This window comes from Amycolatopsis sp. AA4, from assembly GCF_002796545.1.
Taxonomy (GTDB): domain Bacteria; phylum Actinomycetota; class Actinomycetes; order Mycobacteriales; family Pseudonocardiaceae; genus Amycolatopsis.
On record NZ_CP024894.1, the window covers coordinates 7,724,973 to 7,740,459 of the forward strand.

General features: G+C 68.9%; 17 protein-coding genes. 5 read left to right on the plus strand and 12 right to left on the minus strand.

Annotated features, from left to right (window positions below; translation table 11 throughout):
* Positions 1-2: 2 nt before the first annotated feature.
* The 5 genes from CU254_RS35680 to CU254_RS35700 all read right to left on the minus strand — a co-directional run bounded on the left by CU254_RS35680 (position 3) and on the right by CU254_RS35700 (position 6,091).
* Positions 3-857 carry an amidohydrolase family protein gene (locus CU254_RS35680; protein WP_037715889.1) on the minus strand — a complete coding sequence of 285 codons (855 nt, stop codon included), beginning with the start codon at positions 855-857 and terminating at the stop codon, positions 3-5.
* 13 nt (positions 858-870) lie between these two features.
* Positions 871-2,433, minus strand: coding sequence for a benzoate-CoA ligase family protein (locus CU254_RS35685; protein ID WP_009084108.1), 1,563 nt, complete (start codon positions 2,431-2,433; stop codon positions 871-873).
* A gap of 10 nt (positions 2,434-2,443) precedes the next feature.
* Positions 2,444-3,865, minus strand: coding sequence for a benzoyl-CoA 2,3-epoxidase subunit BoxB (gene boxB / locus CU254_RS35690; RefSeq protein ID WP_009084110.1), 1,422 nt, complete (start codon positions 3,863-3,865; stop codon positions 2,444-2,446).
* Positions 3,866-3,869: 4 nt separating this feature from the next.
* A complete protein-coding gene (boxC, locus tag CU254_RS35695) occupies positions 3,870-5,507 on the minus strand; it encodes a 2,3-epoxybenzoyl-CoA dihydrolase (protein WP_009084112.1) in 1,638 nt (545 codons plus the stop codon).
* A 149-nt stretch (positions 5,508-5,656) separates the two neighbouring features.
* Positions 5,657-6,091 (minus strand): MarR family winged helix-turn-helix transcriptional regulator, encoded by a 435-nt coding sequence (locus CU254_RS35700; RefSeq protein ID WP_009084114.1) that lies wholly within the window; start codon positions 6,089-6,091, stop codon positions 5,657-5,659.
* 52 nt (positions 6,092-6,143) lie between these two features.
* Between CU254_RS35700 and CU254_RS35705 the strand changes: the two genes are divergently transcribed.
* Positions 6,144-6,614, plus strand: a complete 471-nt coding sequence (locus CU254_RS35705; protein WP_009084116.1) for a DUF1579 family protein — start codon at positions 6,144-6,146, stop codon at positions 6,612-6,614.
* Between the two features lie 96 nt (positions 6,615-6,710).
* Complete coding sequence (locus CU254_RS35710) at positions 6,711-7,481, plus strand: alpha/beta fold hydrolase (protein ID WP_286156997.1); 771 nt, start codon at positions 6,711-6,713, stop codon at positions 7,479-7,481.
* Here CU254_RS35710 and CU254_RS35715 read toward each other — a convergent pair.
* Complete coding sequence (locus CU254_RS35715; protein ID WP_009084120.1) at positions 7,471-8,232, minus strand: 2-keto-4-pentenoate hydratase; 762 nt, start codon at positions 8,230-8,232, stop codon at positions 7,471-7,473. The genes CU254_RS35710 and CU254_RS35715 overlap by 11 nt on opposite strands.
* Positions 8,229-9,026: a 2-keto-4-pentenoate hydratase gene (locus CU254_RS35720; RefSeq protein ID WP_009084123.1), complete on the minus strand. Its 798-nt coding sequence runs from the start codon at positions 9,024-9,026 to the stop codon at positions 8,229-8,231. The genes CU254_RS35715 and CU254_RS35720 overlap by 4 nt, the downstream gene beginning before the upstream one ends.
* A 152-nt stretch (positions 9,027-9,178) precedes the next feature.
* Here CU254_RS35720 and CU254_RS35725 point away from each other — a divergent pair, with 152 nt between their 5' ends.
* From CU254_RS35725 to CU254_RS35735, 3 genes are read left to right on the plus strand one after another with little or no spacing between them, the layout of a single operon-like run.
* Positions 9,179-9,682: a VOC family protein gene (locus tag CU254_RS35725; RefSeq protein WP_009084125.1), complete on the plus strand. Its 504-nt coding sequence runs from the start codon at positions 9,179-9,181 to the stop codon at positions 9,680-9,682.
* A 41-nt stretch (positions 9,683-9,723) separates the two neighbouring features.
* On the plus strand, positions 9,724-10,290 hold the full coding sequence (locus tag CU254_RS35730) for a hypothetical protein (RefSeq protein ID WP_009084126.1): 567 nt from the start codon (positions 9,724-9,726) through the stop codon (positions 10,288-10,290).
* 41 nt (positions 10,291-10,331) lie between these two features.
* Entirely contained in the window at positions 10,332-10,733 is a 402-nt protein-coding gene (locus tag CU254_RS35735) for a CoA-binding protein (protein WP_009084129.1), read from the plus strand.
* Here the strand turns inward: CU254_RS35735 and CU254_RS35740 are convergent.
* From CU254_RS35740 to CU254_RS35760, 5 genes are read right to left on the minus strand one after another with little or no spacing between them, the layout of a single operon-like run.
* Positions 10,722-11,264 carry a chloramphenicol phosphotransferase CPT family protein gene (locus CU254_RS35740; protein WP_009084131.1) on the minus strand — a complete coding sequence of 181 codons (543 nt, stop codon included), beginning with the start codon at positions 11,262-11,264 and terminating at the stop codon, positions 10,722-10,724. The two genes, CU254_RS35735 and CU254_RS35740, sit on opposite strands and share 12 nt — an antisense overlap.
* Positions 11,261-11,929 carry a response regulator transcription factor gene (locus CU254_RS35745; protein ID WP_009084133.1) on the minus strand — a complete coding sequence of 223 codons (669 nt, stop codon included), beginning with the start codon at positions 11,927-11,929 and terminating at the stop codon, positions 11,261-11,263. The genes CU254_RS35740 and CU254_RS35745 overlap by 4 nt, the downstream gene beginning before the upstream one ends.
* Before the next feature lie 2 nt (positions 11,930-11,931).
* On the minus strand, positions 11,932-13,290 hold the full coding sequence (locus tag CU254_RS35750) for a HAMP domain-containing sensor histidine kinase (RefSeq protein ID WP_037715892.1): 1,359 nt from the start codon (positions 13,288-13,290) through the stop codon (positions 11,932-11,934).
* A 59-nt stretch (positions 13,291-13,349) separates the two neighbouring features.
* Positions 13,350-14,057 carry a type 1 glutamine amidotransferase gene (locus CU254_RS35755; RefSeq protein ID WP_009084137.1) on the minus strand — a complete coding sequence of 236 codons (708 nt, stop codon included), beginning with the start codon at positions 14,055-14,057 and terminating at the stop codon, positions 13,350-13,352.
* Positions 14,050-15,276 carry a MurT ligase domain-containing protein gene (locus tag CU254_RS35760; protein WP_100266971.1) on the minus strand — a complete coding sequence of 409 codons (1,227 nt, stop codon included), beginning with the start codon at positions 15,274-15,276 and terminating at the stop codon, positions 14,050-14,052. The genes CU254_RS35755 and CU254_RS35760 overlap by 8 nt, the downstream gene beginning before the upstream one ends.
* Positions 15,277-15,487: the final 211 nt, after the last annotated feature.

Sequence of the window (15,487 nt, forward strand, 5' to 3'; positions counted from 1 at the left end):
GCTCAGCGCAGGCTCGGCATCAGGCGTAACGCGTTGCCGGACAGGACGCCGTCCAGGACGTCCGCGGGCAAGCCCAAATCGGCGACCGCGCGGACATTCACGGCAGTTCCCGGCACCCCAGGCCAATCCGTGCCGAAGATCCATTTCCGGGCCAACCGCACGAGATCGAAGCGCGCGTAATACTCCGGCAGTTTCTTCGGCGGCAGCCCGGCGAGGTCGAGCCACACGTTCGGCCTCGACTGGGCCATGAACGCCGCCACGTCGTACCACCAGCCCCGGCCGCCGTGCGCGAACACGAAGTTCACCGACGGGAAGTCTTCGACCACATCGGACAGCAGCGAAGGATCCCCATAGCTGGCACGGGATCCCGGGAACACCGACAGTCCAGAGTGGAGGATCACCGGCACTCCGCGTTCAGCGCACAACGCGTAAACGGGGTACAACTCCTTGTCCGCCGGGGAAAACGCGCCGTGCACCGGGTGGAGCTTCAACGCGACCGCACCCAGCGCGAGCTGTCGTTCCACCTCGTCGACCAGCGGATGGTGCAGATGCGGGTTCACGTTGGCGACCAGGCGGAACCGCTCCGGGTTGTATGCGACCAACGGCAGATTGTCTTCAATCGCCTGGATACCAGTCGCCCGAGGACTGTATTCACAAAACAACAGCACCCGGTCGACACCCTCGCTCGCCATGAGGTCGTCCAGCGCAGCCGGGAGCACCGTGCCGTCCTCGTCGTACACCGTGCGCCACGGGTAGTCACCGGCGAAGTCTCGCGCCCAGTCCAGCCATGCGGGCTTGAGAGTGGGCAGCCGCGGGGTGTGCACGTGGGCGTCCACCACGAACCGTTCGTCGATCATGCCGGCCAGTCGATCACGATTGCGGCTGCGGCACGAGCAGCGACTCGCGCACCATTTCGCGGATCACGTTCCGCCGGATCTTCCCGGTCGCGGTTTTCGGCAGCTCGGCCATCTCCACCACGCCGCGCGGCCGTTTGAACGCGGCCAACCCCTCCCGGCAAAACTCGATCAGCTCCCCAGCGTCCACAGTGGCCGAAGGCGCGGCGACCACGCACGCCACCGGTTTGTCCAATCCGTCCTCGTCCGGCGCGGCGACGACCGCCACCTCGGCAACGGCCGGATGCTGCAGCAGCCGTTCCTCCACTTCGGACGGAGACACCCAAATCCCGCCCGCCTTCAGCATGTCGCCGAACCGGCCGAGACACGTGTAGGTGCCGTCCGAGTTGCGCACGTAACTGTCCCCGGTCCGCAGCCACTGCCCTTGGAAAACCTGTTTCGTAGTCTCGTATCGCGCCCAGTACCCGGTCGCGATGGACGGACCGGACACAAAAAGCTCGCCCGGCCGTCCCGCTTCCGAAATGACCGCGCCCTGCTCGTCCCGGATTTCGACGGAGTACCCCGGCACCGCGACCCCGGTGCTGCCCGGCCGCACCGCGCCCGGCTGGTTGGACAGGAAAATGTGCAACGCCTCGGTCGACCCGATCCCGTCCAGGATTTCCACGCCGAACCGATCCCGGAACCGCTTGTACAACGCCGACGGCAACGGCTCCCCAGCCGAAACCGCATACCGCACCGAGGAAAACGAATCATCCGGCACGTCACTGGCCAGCAGCGCCGCGTAGAACGTCGGCACCCCGAAGAACAGGGTCGGCCGGTCCGCCCGCGCCCGCGCGGCGATGAGCGCCGGCGTCGGACGCGCCGGTTCCAGCAGTGTCGTCCCTCCACAAGAGAGCGGGAAGAACGCCGAATTGCCTAGCCCGTAAGCAAAGAACAACTTCGGCACCGACAAGAACCGGTCCGAAGAGGACACTCCCAGCACCTGCGAAGCGTAAGTCGAGCACACCGCGCGGATGCTCCCGTGCCGGTGCATCGCGCCCTTCGGCTTACCCGTCGTGCCCGACGTGTACAGCCACAGTGCGGGCGAATCCTCCCAAGTCGGCGAGGCCACGACATCGTCCGCCGGGGTCAACGGCCACCGATGCGTCCGCACGCCAGCCGGGAATTCCGCCGGGTCCGCCCGGTCGAGCACCACGTCGGTCACCTCGGGCGCACCGGTCAGCGCGCCCGCCGCCTGCGCGGAAAACTCCCCGGACACGCACAGCACCCGCGCCCGCGAATCGGCGAGCACCTGCCCCAGCTCCAACCCGGTGACCATAGTGGACACCGGCACCGCGACCGCGCCGATGAGCATCGCGCCGAGGATCCCGCTCAGCAGTTCGACGTCGTCGACCATGCAGAACATGACCCGCTCCTCCGGACGCACGCCGAGCGCGCGCAGTCCGGACGCGACCCGGTGGGTCTCCGCGACGAGTTCGCCGTAGCTGAGCGTGCGCCGCGGCGAGACGACCGCGAGCGCGTCCGGACGGCCGCGGCCGAGCAGGTACTCCGCGGCGTTGAAGTTCGCGGGAACCGTCATCGGTGCCCCCTCAGGTGAGGTACACGTACTCGTAGTCGAAAGGTTTTCCGTTGATGCCCTGCCTCGGCGGCGCGACCCAGCTGGCGATCTTCCCGCGCTCGTACACCGGGTGCATGAGCGACCGGACGAACGTCAGGTCCTCGGCCGTCGGGAGCCATTTGTGCCGCGCTGCCTCCCACGTCGCCTCGTCCACGATGCTGCCGTCCGGAGTGACGTGGTGGCCGGAGTTTATGCCCACCTCGCGGTTGAAACCAGGGTGCGGCAACGCGAACCGGAAGTCGATGCCCGCGTCGGCGAGGATCTTGTTCCACCGGTTGACCCCGGTCTGGCAGTCCGCGGTGTACTCGCCGCGCAGGTCGAGATTCAGCAGCAGGATGGCCTGCATTTCCTCGGACGTCCAGGTCCCGTCGTCGCGCGGGCGTTCCAGCACGCGGCTGTCCTCGGTGAGCTTGTGGTCGTCCTTGCGCCGCGTCTCCTGCCAGCGGCCCTTGAGCCCCGCGGTGTAGTAGTTCGCCGCGTTGGTCGACGTTTCACTGCCGAACAGGTCGAGCGACACGGTGTAGTGGAAGTTCAGGTACCGCTGGATCACGTCGAGCGGGATCCCGCCGTGCGACGCGATGTCGTACGTGTCGTGCTCGCGGATGAGTTCGGCGCTGCGCTGCACCACCCGGTCGACGCCGGTGGTGCCCACCATCATGTGGTGCGCCTCCTCCTTGAGCATGAACTCGCAGGTGCGCGACAGCGGGTCGAACGAGCTTTCCTTCAACGTGCCGAGCTGGTATTTCCCATCGCGGTCGGTGAAGTACGTGAACATGTAGAACGCGAGCCAGTCGGCCGTTTCCTCGTTGAACGCGCCGAGGATGCGCGGCGCGTCCGGACTGCCGGAGTTGCGCAGCAGCAAGCCCTCGGCCTCGTCCCGGCCTTCGCGGCCGAAGTACGCGTGGAGCAGGTACACCATCGCCCACAGGTGCCGCCCCTCCTCCACATTCACCTGGAAGAGATTGCGCAGGTCGTACAGCGACGGCGCGGTGAGCCCGAGCAACCGCTGCTGTTCGACCGACGCCGGTTCGGTGTCGCCCTGGATCACGATCAGCCGCTGCAGGTCAGCGCGGTATTCGCCGGGCACCTGCTGCCACACCGGTTCGCCGGCGTGCTCGCCGAACGCGATCCGCCGGTCCGGTTCCCGTTCGGCGAGGAAGATGCCCCAGCGGTAGTCCGGCACGTTGACGTGGTCGAAATGCGCCCAGCCGTCGCGCCCGACACTCACCGCGGTGCGCAGGTAGACGCCCTCGGTCTCCAGCGTGGGACCCATCTCGCCCCACCAGTTCATGAACTTCGGCTGCCAGCCCTCCAGCGCGCGCTGCAGCCTGCGGTCGTCGGCGAGCTGGACGTTGTTCGGGATTTTGGCGTCGTAGTCGATCTTTTCGGGCATCGGTTCAGACCCGCTTCCTGTCGAAGACCGCCTTCTGGCCGGTGCCGTAACGACGCAGCGCGCCGTCGGGACCGGAGGCGTTCGGTCGGGTGAAGATCCAGTTCTGCCAGGCGGTCAGCCGCCCGAAGATCTTGGTTTCGATCGTTTCCGGGCCGACGAACCGGTGGTTCGCCTCCATCCCGGTCAGCGCGTCCGGCGACAGCGACGCCCGGCCTTCCAGCGCGATCCGGATCTCGTCCTCCCAGTCGAGGTCGTCCGGGGCGTCGGTGACCAGGCCCAGTTCGACGGCTTCCGCGGCGCTCAGCGGACGGTCGCGTTCGCGGGCCAGCCAGGTCAGATGGTCGTCGTCACCGTAGAACCGCGATTCCAGCCGGGACAGTCCGTTGCCCATCGGGAAGACGCCGAAATTGGCTTCCGACAACGTGATCGTCGCGCGTTCCGGCGAGTCTTCGTCGTCGATCGGCGGCCCGTCCAGCAGGTACTGCCGGTCCGCCGCGAAGGCCAGCTCAAGCAGGCTCCCCGCGAAGCAGCTGCCCGGTTCGATCAGCGCGATCAAGGTGCGGCTGGTGACGTCCAGCCGCTTCAGCGTGCGCTTGTAGTAGTGCAGGATTTCGTTGCTCAGCCAGTCTTTCCCGCTGAGCACGACCTCCTCGTGCGCGAGCACCTGCTCCGGATCGCCCTCGGTGCGCAACACCCAGGTGCCGAGTTCCGGTTCGTTCGTGCGCAGGCGCAGGATCGCGTCGTCCAGTTCGCGAGTCAGCCGCAGCAGCCAGCCGTCGAGCTGCGGTTCCCCGGACGGGCCGAGCACAGTGAGCGTGACCAGCGAGTTCGGCCGGTCATACGCGACACGCACGTGCCGGTACTCGATCCCGTCGTCGGTCACCGTCGGCTCCAGCGGGGCCAGCTCGATCCCCTGCTCGGCGGGCAACCGGTCGGATTCGGCGGCCAGTTCGTGCGCCCGCGACAGCACCTTCTCGCGGAACCCGACGCGCGGCACCAGTTCGTCCACCAGCCGCCAGTCGACCGCGGTCCGGCCCTTGACGCCGTCCGGCCGCGTGGCGAACACGTCCGCGAGATCCCGCCGGACCCGTCGTTTGTCGACCACCCGGGTCAGCCCGCCGGTGCCGGGCAGCACGCCGAGCAGCGGCACCTCGGGCAACGCGACGGTGGACGAGTTGTCGTCGACCAGCAGGATCTTGTCGCAGGCCAGCGCGATTTCGTAGCCGCCGCCGGCGCAGCTGCCGTTCACCGCCGCGAGATAGGTCTGACCGGAGAACTCGGTGGCGTCTTCGATGCCGTTGCGGGTCTCGTTGGTGAACTTGCAGAAGTTCACCTTCCACTCGTGCGGCGACGCGGCGAGCATCCGGATGTTGGCCCCGGCGCAGAACACCTTGTCCTTGGCGCTCGTCACGATCACCGCGCGGACCTGCGGATACTCGAAGCGCAGCCGCTGCGTGGCGTCGTAGAACTCGATGTCGACGCCAAGGTCGTACGAGTTGAGCTTCAGCTCGTACCCCGGCACGAGGCCGCCCTGTTCGTCGACGTCCATCTCGAGCCAGGCGACCTCGCCGTCGACCGTCAGCCGCCAGTGCCGGTAGGTGTCCGGATGCCGCTCGAACGTGACAGGTGTGGTGGTGGTCACGTCCTCGATTGTCTACATGATCTCAACGAACGTCAATGTTGTGTAGACATTTCCCTCGGGACGCTCACCCGGTCGGGCCGCGTCGCCGCCCGGCATCCGAGTACCCACAGTGCGAGCGACGTGAACATGCCGGAGCCGGAGGCGGACCGTCAGACCAGATCGCGCAAGGCGCGAAGCGTGCGCAGGGTCGTTTCGACATCGTCGGACGACAGGTCCGACGCGACCGCATCCGCCCATTTCGCCTGCTTAGCGCCTAGAATCCGCAGCGCCACCCGAGCCTGGTCGCTCAGCTGCAACAGCGGCGCCCGAGCGTCCGCCGGATTGTCCGCGCGGGTGAGCATGCCGTCCCGCAGCAGCCGGTTCACCGTTTCCTGCACGCTCTGCCGTCGCAGCCCCCGCCGCCGGGCCAGCTCCGCCGCGGTCGCCGGACCGTCTTCGAGGAAGCCGAGGACCTGCCATTGCGCGGCGGTCAGCCCCGCTTCCGCGGTGAGCGCGTCACCGGCGGCCAGCAGCGCGCCGTTGGCCACGAAGACCTCGTTGACGAGCTGGGTAAGGCGTTCTGCTCGGGGCGTCCTCGACGGCATGCGTGCTAGTCTTCCATCTCGACAGGTACCTGTCGAAATCAAGGGGGACCCGATGGAATTGCCCGTCGTCGGCGCCGCGCACGAGGCACTGACCGCACTCGTCGGAGATTGGTCCGGCACCGAAGACCTCGCCGCCGCGCCCTGGGCGCCCGCGTCCAGCGCCACGGCCACCTGCAGTTACCGCCGCGCGCTCGACGGATTCGCGGTGCTGGCGGACTACGTCCAAACCCGCGAAGACGGCACGCGAATGCTGGGGCACCACGTCTTCACCGTCGACCCGGCCACCGGCGACACGCTGTGGTTCGGCTTCGACAGCTACGGTTTTCCGCCCGATCTACCGGCCCGCGGCGGCTGGCGCGACGGCACGCTGCACCTCGAAAAGCACACCGAACGCGGCGTCGCGGCGCATCGAATCACCCCGCAGGGAGACGTCCTCACCCACGAAATCGACGTCCGCCTCGGCTCGGACGACGACTTCCGCCCGTTCCTTCGCGCCCGCTACTTCCGGAGTGCGCGAAACTGACGGCATGACCGAGCAGACCATCGAAGCCGACGGCATCACCCTGTGCCACGAATCGTTCGGCGATCCGTCCGCGCCGCCGCTGCTGCTGGTGTGGTGATGGGCCTCGCCGCGCCGATGATCTGGTGGGACGACGAGTTCTGCGGACAGCTCGCCGAGGCCGGTTTCCACGTGCACCGGTTCGACAACCGCGACGTCGGGCGCTCGCAGTGGTGGACCGGCCGGGCCAGCCTGCCGCTCGCGTACTTCCTGCGGTCCGCGCCGTACTCGCTCGGCGACCTGGCCGACGACGCGGGCAAACTGCTCGACGCGCTCGACATCGAAAGCGCGCACGTCGTCGGCACGTCGATGGGCGGGATGATCGCGCAGGAGTTCGCGATCCGGCATCCGCGGCGCGTGCGGACGCTGACCTCGATCATGTCGACCACCGGCGCGCGGCACGTCGGCCTGCCCAGCCCGCGGGCCGCGCTCGCGATGCTGGCTCCGGGGCCGCGCACGCGCGAGGACTACGTGACGCAACTGGTACGCACGTCAAGGCTGATCGGCTCGCCCGGTTACGTGTTCGACGAGGACCATTTCCGCGAGCGCGCGGAACGCACGTACGACCGCGGCCTCAACCCGGCGGGCGTGTTCCGGCAGCTCGCCGCGATCCTGTCCTCCCGCGACCGGACCGCCGATCTGCGCCGGCTTTCCGTGCCGTCCCTGGTGATTCACGGGACGGCCGACCCGCTCGTGCACGTGTCCGGCGGCCGCGCGACGGCTCGCGCGCTGGGCGCCGACCTCGACCTCATCCCCGGCATGGGGCACGACCTGCCGCGCGAGGTGTGGCCGCGCGTGATCGCCGGGATCAAACGGCTCGCTACCCGCTGATCGTCACCGAACCCAGGTTCGAGAAGTGCGCGGCGACACGGGAGCCGGGGCGCAGTTCGACGGCGTCGGTCATGCCGCCGGTCAGCACGAGCCAGCCCGGTTCGAGCGCCAATCCGCGGGCGGCCAGGGAGTTCGCCGCCAGCGCCAGCGCCTCGGCCGGGTGGCCCTGCACGGCGGCGCCGGTCGCGGTGTCGACGATCTGACCGTCGACTTCGAGCAGCGCGGCTTCCAGTGAAAGGTCCAAAGAGGACGGTGGGCGGCCGACTGAGCCAAGGCCGAACAGCGCGGAAGAACCGTTGTCCGCCACGACGTCCGGCAGCGTGAACCGGTAGTCGCGGTAACGGCTGTCGATGATCTCGATTCCGCCGTACACCTGGGAAACCGCGGCGAGCGCGGTAGCCGCGGTGACGCCCGGACCGGCGAGCCGCTCGCCGAGCACGAACACCAGCTCCGGCTCCGCGCGCGGGTGGATGAGCTGCGGCGTCGGCGCGCCCGCGGGCAGCACCATCGCGTCGGTCAGCCACGCGAGCAGGGGTTCGGTGACGCCCATCCGCTGCTGTTTCGCGCGCGACGTGAGCCCGAGTTTCACCCCGATCAGCGTCTCGCCGCGTTCCTGACGCAGCCGCAGGGCCTCGTCCTGGATCGCGTACGCCGTGGCGAGATCGAGGTCCGGCCAGGTTTCGGTGAGCTGCGCGCTTTCTTCCGTGCGGTTGAGCAGTTCCTGCGCGGCGGCAACGATATCGGTGGTCACTTGTCCTCCTCCGGCGCGAACACCGCGGTCACACTGCCCAGGCCGGCCATGGTCGCCACGACGGTGTCGCCGGGGCGGACGGTCTGCGCGGCGGTCATCGAGCCGGGCAGGACGACGTGGCCGGGCTCCAGCGTCACGCCGAGCGGGCCGACGGTGTTGGCCAGCCACACCAGGGCGTTGATCGGCGAACCCAGTACCGCGCCGCCCGCGCCGGTGGCCGCGAGGTGGCCGTTGACGTGCAGCGTGCAGCCGGCGAGCCGCAGGTCGACGTCGCGCAGATCGGTCGGGCTGCTGCCCAGGATGACCCCGCCGGACGACGCGTTGTCCGCGACGGTGTCGAAGATCGAGATTTTCCAGTCGCGGACGCGCGAGTCGACGATCTCCAGCGACGGCAGCACGAAATCGACCGCGCGGACGGCGTCGGCGACGGTCACGCCCGGACCGCGCAGCGGCGCGCCGAGCACGAACGCGATCTCCGGTTCGATGCGCGGCTGCAGGAACCGCGTCGTCGGGATCGGCTGGTGTTCGAGCAGGAACATCGAGCTGGTCAGGTGCCCGAAGTCAGGCTGGTTCACGCCCATCTGGCGCTGCATCGCGGCGGAGGCGAGGCCGACCTTGTGGCCGCGCACCACGTCGCCCGCCGCCACCCACGCGCGGACTTGCTCCTGCTGCACGCGGTAGGCGTCTTCGATGGTGCCGTCGGGGAAGGTCTTCACGAGCGGATCGATCGGCTCGTGGCGCTCGTACGCGCTCGTCAGCAGCGCGACGGCGTCCTGCAGCTCAGCGGGTTCCACGGGCCGAACTTTGCCTGACGGTGCCGCGTGCGCCAACCTCTTCGTTCCATTCAGCGGTACGACTGGATTCTCTCGCTCGATAATCTCTTGCTCGCGAGAGTTTGTCGGCGTACGGTATCTCGTGTTGGCTCCCAGAGAGGACGTGACCCGAAATGGCACCCACCGAGACCGAAGTCGCCCAGCTCGCGCAGGTCCGCGACCGGCTGCGGGAGCAGCATCTGCACCCCGCGGCGGAACGTCCGGCCACGGTCGGCCGCGGCATCCACCACACCGCGCTGCTTTCCAGCGACGTCGAGCGGACGATCACGTTCTACCAGGACATTCTCGGCTTCCCGCTCACCGAACTGATCGAAAACCGCGACTATCCGGGGTCGAGCCACTTTTTCTTCGACGTCGGCAACGGCAACGCGGTCGCGTTCTTCGACCTGCCCGGCCTCGACCTCGGCCCGTACGCGGAGGTGCTCGGCGGCCTGCACCACCTGGCCCTGTCGCTCACCCCGGAGGCGTGGGCGGACGCGCGCTCCCGGCTCGACGCGGCCGGCGTGAAGTACCAGGAAGAGAGCGGCACGTCGATCTACTTCGCCGACCCGGACGGCGCGCGGATCGAACTGATCGCGGACGACCTCGGCGAGATGTACGGGTCGAAGATCGGCTGACCCCTGGACTCGGTGCGCCGCCGGGTTCAGAGTGTGGGCACATGGGCGACTGGGCGGCTTCGCGGCGGAAAGCACGGCTCGACCGGCGGGAAGCGATCGACGGGCTGATCACGCGGGTCCGCTTCGAGGTGCGGCTGCACCTGGTGGAACCGACCGCGATCAGCCGGTACGACGATCTCGCCGAGGTGTTCGCCCTCGGCCACGGCGAGTGTGCCGCGCTGCTGGCGCACCGCCGGTTGCTGCCGTGGTGGGAGCGACGGCTGCTCACGCGATTCGCTCGTCGGCTGCATGGCCGCGCGATCGTGGACAGCGTGGCTGACGTGCCGCCGGGTGCGCCGGTCGCCGGTGCCTTTCGCGAGGAAATCGCCCGCCTCCTTCCCGACGCGGGCGACACCGGCGCCCGCTATGACGTGCAGGGACGCGGTCTGCTGACCGTCTTCCGGCTAGCGCTCGGAGCCCGCGGCGAAGCGTGGCCAGACCGGCACGAGGTCGCGTCCACTGTCGCGCGCAATATCTTGGCGTGCAGTTCGGCGTTCCTGCGCCGGTCGCCGTGGCAGGTGCTGTGGCCGGTGTACCGCGTGCGCGGCCTGCGGTTGTGGCGGCTGTGACCTCGCGGAATCGTTCGCGGCCGGAGGATGTTGAGGAGAGTATGAAGCCTGAAGAAATTCTCGCCGGCGCGCGCACGATCGCGGTGGTCGGCCTGAGTCGCGACCCGGGCAAGGCCGCGCACGGCGTACCGGCTTCGCTGCAGGCGCACGGCTTCCGGATCATCCCGGTGCACCCGTCGGCGACTGAGTTGCTCGGGGAGAAGGTGTACCGGTCGCTGGAGGAAATTCCGGAGCCGGTGGACCTGGTGGATGTCTTCCGCCCGGCTGACGAGGCACCGGACATCGCCCGTTCCGCGGTGACGATCGGGGCTAAGGCGTTGTGGCTGCAGCAGGGGATCGTGTCGGCTGAGGCGCGGAGGATCGCGGCCGAGGGCGGGTTGGAGTATGTCGAGGACCGGTGCACTGCTGTCGTGCGGGCGGTGGCGGGGATTTCAGTCGCTTAACCGGGCGAATGCTGGGGAACGGCCGGGTTCAGCGAGGAAATCGGCGATGATTTGTGCGCATTCTTTCGGGCTGTGCACTGAAGTGTCGCATTCGAGGTCATAGATTCCGTGCGCGTGCACGATCTCGTATTGCCGCTCCGCTAGCCCGGCGGGTCGATCGCCTCGGGCCTGCTCACGCCGCCGCAGCTCCGGCAGCGGGCAGTGCACGCCTACGAAGGTAATTTCCTGCTCCCGCAACACTTCGAGGCAATCTGCCAGCCAATGCGGCCGGAGCACGTGGTCGGCGATCACGCCGTTGCCCGCCGCGGCGAGTCCGGCCAGCATTCGGTGATAGCCGCGCACAGTCCGTTCGAAAACCTCGTCAAACTCGGGCGTGCCGAATTCGGGTGTCTGTGTCCGCGAGCGCATGCTGTTGACTGCGTCCCGTGGCACGTAGAAATACGGTCCCGGCAGCAAATCCACCAGCTCCGCCGCGATACTCGACTTGCCGGAACTGGACGTGCCGTTGAGGAAAATGACGTGCCCGCTCATCCGACGAGCCGGTACCCCACCCCGCGCACCGTCTCGATCGTCCGGGTCCCGAACGGCGCGTCGATCTTCCGCCGCAGATACCCGACGTAAACCTCCACCACGTTCTCGTCGCCCTCGTAATGCGCGTCCCACACATGACCGAGAATCTCGTTCTTGGTCAACGCCGCCCCTTGCCTGCGCAGCAGGAATTCCAGCAACCCGAACTCGCGCGCCGTCAGCTCGATCCGCGTCTCTCCTCTGTGGACAGTGCGCGCGGCCGGGTCGAGCTGCAGATCCCCAGCGGTCAGCACCGCCGGTCGTGCCGGTGCGCCGCGGCGCAGCAAGGCCCGGAGCCGAGCCAGCAAAACGACGAACGAGAACGGTTTCGAGAGATAATCGTCCGCGCCGAGGTCGAATGCGTCCGCCTCGTCGTACTCGCCGTCCTTCGCCGTGAGCATCAGCACCGGCGTCCAATTCTCCGCGGCCCGCAACCGTTTCAGGACTTCATAGCCGGAAAGCTCGGGAAGCATGATGTCGAGCACCACGGCGTCGTAATCGTGCTCCATCGCCGACCAGAGCCCGTCGCGGCCGGTGTGCGCCACGTTCACCGTGAATCCCTCCGCGACCAGGCCGCGGCGAAGGGTTTCGGCGAACTCCAGCTCGTCCTCCACGATCAGCAACCGCATGCTCAGTCCTCCTCGATCCGGGGCAGTTCGATGCTCGGCAGTTCGATCACGAAATGCGCGCCCGGATAGCTCGGGTCGGCCACGTCGACGTACCGCGCGCGGCCGCCGTGCCGGGCCGCGATGCCGGCCACGATCGACAGGCCCAGTCCGGTGCCGCCGCGCCGTCGCGACGCGTCCAGCCGCACAAACCGCTCGAACACCCTCTCCCGGTCGTCCTCGGCGACGCCCGGGCCGTCGTCGCTCACCTCCACGACGACCATCTCATCTTGCACCGAACTCGCAATCCGGATCCGCTCCCGCGCGTGCCCGCAAGCGTTGTCCACGAGGTTGCGTACGGCGCGACGCAGCTGCGCCTCACTGCCGCGCACCTTCGCCGGTCTCGCGCGCACTTCGATCTCGACAGCCGCTTCGCCGCGTACACGCTCTGCTTCGGCGCGGACGATGTCGTCTAGATCGACTTCAGTGCGTGCGGGCCGGTCCGTGGCGTCGTCGGTGCGCGCGAGCATCAGGAGGTCGTCGACCAGCTCTCGCAGGCGCGCGGTCTCGCGAGTGATGACCGGTACCAATTCGTCGGTGGTCTCCGGGTGCTGGTTCGAAACGTCGAGCGCGGTGCTGATGGTCGACAGCGGCGAGCGCAGTTCGTGGCTCGCGTCGGCGACGAAGCGACGTTGCGCAGCTTGTGCGGACCCCAGCCGTTCAAGCATCTCGTTCAGCGTGACAGCGAGCCGGTGGACCTCGTCGCCGCCAGGCGGCAGCGGTACGCGCAACGCGAGGTCGCGCGTCGAAATCTCGGCGACAGTGCGCCGCATCCGCTCTACCGGGCGCAGTGCGGACCCCACCGAGCGATACACCGCGAAGCCCGCGATGCCGAGCAGCGGCAGCGAGATCAGGCCCAGCAGCAGCGTGAGCCGCGCAGAGGCTTCGGTGACCGGTTCGAGCGACCGTGCGGAGATGACGGTGAACGGTCCGCCCGGGCCGTTGACGCCTTCCGAGACCAAGCGGTACTCGCTGCCGTCACCGTCTAAGCCGAGCGGCAGCGTCTCGACGATCTCCTGTCCCGGAGCCGGGCGCGCGGCGGTGATCGCCGGACGGCCGACAATCGCCGGGTCGCTCGCAATCGGCGTGCTTCGCGGCCCGAGGACCTGCGTCAAAGCTTCAGTGTCCCCAGTGCTTGCGACGTCGCTGGGTGACAGGTCTCGCGCGCCCGCGCGCACGAGTTGGACGGCCACCTGCCGCGCGGTGCTGCGCGCGCTTTCGGTGACGCTGCGGTCGAGCGACTGCTGCAGCAACAGCACCACAACGACACACGCGGTCGCGATGGCGAGCGCGAGCGCGAGCACGGCAACCCCGGTTGTCCGCATCCGGACACCTGCGGCGGCGACAAGTCTCACGCACGCAGCGTAACGAGCGCGCAGAGACGTCATCGGGGGCGGCGTGCAGCCAGCCGTTCCGCGCGCAGCGTCTCCACCTCGGCCAGCTCCAACGGCTTCAGCGCATGGCCGAGCACCCACGACAACAGCAGGTCGGCGAGCTCGGGGTTGCGCGCCAGCGCCGGGCCGTGGAGATAGGTGCCGACGACGTGGTCGGTGATCGCGCCCTCGGTGCCGTCGCCGTTGCCGGTGCCCCGGACGACGCGGCCCAGCGGCGCGCTGCCCGGCCCGAGCACGGTCGAACCCTGGTGGTTTTCGAAACCGGTCAACGGGGTCTCGAGCATGTTCGGCTCGACGATCAGCTCAGCCACCGCGCGCTGCTGCGCCGGCTCGGTGACCAGGTCGAGCAGCCCCAGCCCGGCGTGCTCGACGCCGTCGACGCCGCGGAATCGCGTGCCCAGGATCTGCAGGCCGGCGCACACGCCGAACACCGGACGTCCCGCGTCCGCCGCGCTGCGCAGGCCCGCCGAGTTGCGCAGGAAGTCCGCGGCCAGCACCTGCGCCATGTCCTCGCCGCCGCCGAGCAGGTAGAGGTCCAAAGTGGACGGCACCTCGGAGTCCAGCGAAACAGGCACTACCTCGGCGTCGTAACCACGCCACTGCAGGCGTTTGCAGAGCACCTGCGCGTTGCCGGAATCGCCGTACGTCCCCAGCACCTCCGGCAGCAAGAGGCCGATGCCGACGGTCGAATCAGACATCGGGCAACCGGTCCACCAGGTCGCGGAAGGCGGTGTAGTTCGCGACGAGTTCGACCCCGCCCGGCGGCAGCGTGTCGATCGCGCTGACCGGGTCCGGGGCCGACCAATGCGGCACCTCGGCGTAGCAAAGCCGCACCGCGAGGTCCGCGGACCGCTCGCCGGCCACGACGACCTGGCGGCCGCGAAGCCGTTCGAAGTGCACGTCCCAGAGCCACGACAGGTCGCGGCCGTCCGCCTCGTGCGCGTTGACCGCGACGACGACCGGGGTGTCCTCGTCGAGCACGCGCAACGTTTCGGCCCACCCAGCCGGATTTTTCGCAAGCATGAGCCGCACGGAATGCCGGGTGCGGCGAATCGTTCGGTAGCGACCGCCGATATCGGTGATGGTGCGCAGCCGGGCCGCGGCGGTGTGCGGCGGCACGCCGACGCAGTGCGCGGCGGCGAGCGCGAGGGCGGCGTTAGCCCGGTTGGCCTCGCCGGGCAGGCGCAGGTCGAGGTCGACTTGCCGGCCGCCGGGCGTGTGGACCAGGTCGCCGTCGAGGTTCCAGGTCGGCTCCGGGCGGGCGAAGGCGCACACCGCGCACCGCCATTCGCGGTCGGCGTGCGTGATCGCCCCGCCGCAGCGCGGGCAGGAGACGGAATCGCCCGACCAGCGCCGTCCGGTGCCGACCCACACCGGGCGCGCCGCCGCCGAGGCCGCGGAGGCGACCAGGACGTCGTCGCAGTTCGCGACCACGACCGTGCGCGACAGCCCGGCGAACGCGGCACGGAGGTCGCGCTCCATCATCCGGACCTCGCCGACGCGATCGAGCTGGTCGCGGCTGAGATTGAGCAGCACGAGCGCCGCGGGCTGGACCTGCTCGGCCACCCACGGAACGTAGGTTTCGTCGACCTCCAGCACCGCGTACGGCGCGTCCGGGCGGGCCGCGAGCGCGGCCACCAGGCCGTCGGGCATGTTCGCGCCGTCGCCGTTGTGCGCGACCTCGGCTAGGGCTTCGAGCGCGCGGGTCAGCATCAGCGACGTGGTGGTCTTCCCGTTCGTGCCGGTGACGATCACGACCGTGCGATCGCGGCCGAGCCTGCGCAGCGCCTTGGGGTCGAGGCGCAGCGTGACGCGGCCGCCGATCACCCCGCCGCGGCCCAGCCGGGCGGTACGGGAAAACCACGCGGTCAGCCGCCCGGCGGCGACTGACGCCCGGGTGCGCAGACGTGTGGACATCACGCAAACCGTGCGTCACGGGCGCTGTGAATTTCCTGAGAGGGTGACTCCAGTCTCCGTTACCCTTTGTAAGCAGTCTTACCGATCGGAGGTTGAACCATTCGGCGCAACCTTGACCTTGACGAATGACAGAGATCGGTCAAGATCTTCCGTCCATACATCGGAGGTGTTAGCGTCCAACCCCGCTTGATGGCACCACGCACCGGTGACC

What these genes read in the sequence shown, in the direction of transcription:
- CU254_RS35680 (WP_037715889.1), bottom strand. Translation starts at nt 857, where the DNA reads ATGATCGACGAACGGTTCGTGGTGGACGCCCACGTGCACACCCCGCGG.
- CU254_RS35685 (WP_009084108.1), bottom strand. Translation starts at nt 2,433, where the DNA reads ATGACGGTTCCCGCGAACTTCAACGCCGCGGAGTACCTGCTCGGCCGC.
- boxB (WP_009084110.1), bottom strand. Translation starts at nt 3,865, where the DNA reads ATGCCCGAAAAGATCGACTACGACGCCAAAATCCCGAACAACGTCCAG.
- CU254_RS35700 (WP_009084114.1), bottom strand. Translation starts at nt 6,091, where the DNA reads ATGCCGTCGAGGACGCCCCGAGCAGAACGCCTTACCCAGCTCGTCAAC.
- CU254_RS35705 (WP_009084116.1), top strand. Translation starts at nt 6,144, where the DNA reads ATGGAATTGCCCGTCGTCGGCGCCGCGCACGAGGCACTGACCGCACTC.
- CU254_RS35710 (WP_286156997.1), top strand. Translation starts at nt 6,711, where the DNA reads ATGGGCCTCGCCGCGCCGATGATCTGGTGGGACGACGAGTTCTGCGGA.
- CU254_RS35725 (WP_009084125.1), top strand. Translation starts at nt 9,179, where the DNA reads ATGGCACCCACCGAGACCGAAGTCGCCCAGCTCGCGCAGGTCCGCGAC.
- CU254_RS35730 (WP_009084126.1), top strand. Translation starts at nt 9,724, where the DNA reads ATGGGCGACTGGGCGGCTTCGCGGCGGAAAGCACGGCTCGACCGGCGG.
- CU254_RS35735 (WP_009084129.1), top strand. Translation starts at nt 10,332, where the DNA reads ATGAAGCCTGAAGAAATTCTCGCCGGCGCGCGCACGATCGCGGTGGTC.
- CU254_RS35740 (WP_009084131.1), bottom strand. Translation starts at nt 11,264, where the DNA reads ATGAGCGGGCACGTCATTTTCCTCAACGGCACGTCCAGTTCCGGCAAG.
- CU254_RS35745 (WP_009084133.1), bottom strand. Translation starts at nt 11,929, where the DNA reads ATGCGGTTGCTGATCGTGGAGGACGAGCTGGAGTTCGCCGAAACCCTT.
- CU254_RS35750 (WP_037715892.1), bottom strand. Translation starts at nt 13,290, where the DNA reads ATGCGGACAACCGGGGTTGCCGTGCTCGCGCTCGCGCTCGCCATCGCG.
- CU254_RS35755 (WP_009084137.1), bottom strand. Translation starts at nt 14,057, where the DNA reads ATGTCTGATTCGACCGTCGGCATCGGCCTCTTGCTGCCGGAGGTGCTG.
- CU254_RS35760 (WP_100266971.1), bottom strand. Translation starts at nt 15,276, where the DNA reads ATGTCCACACGTCTGCGCACCCGGGCGTCAGTCGCCGCCGGGCGGCTG.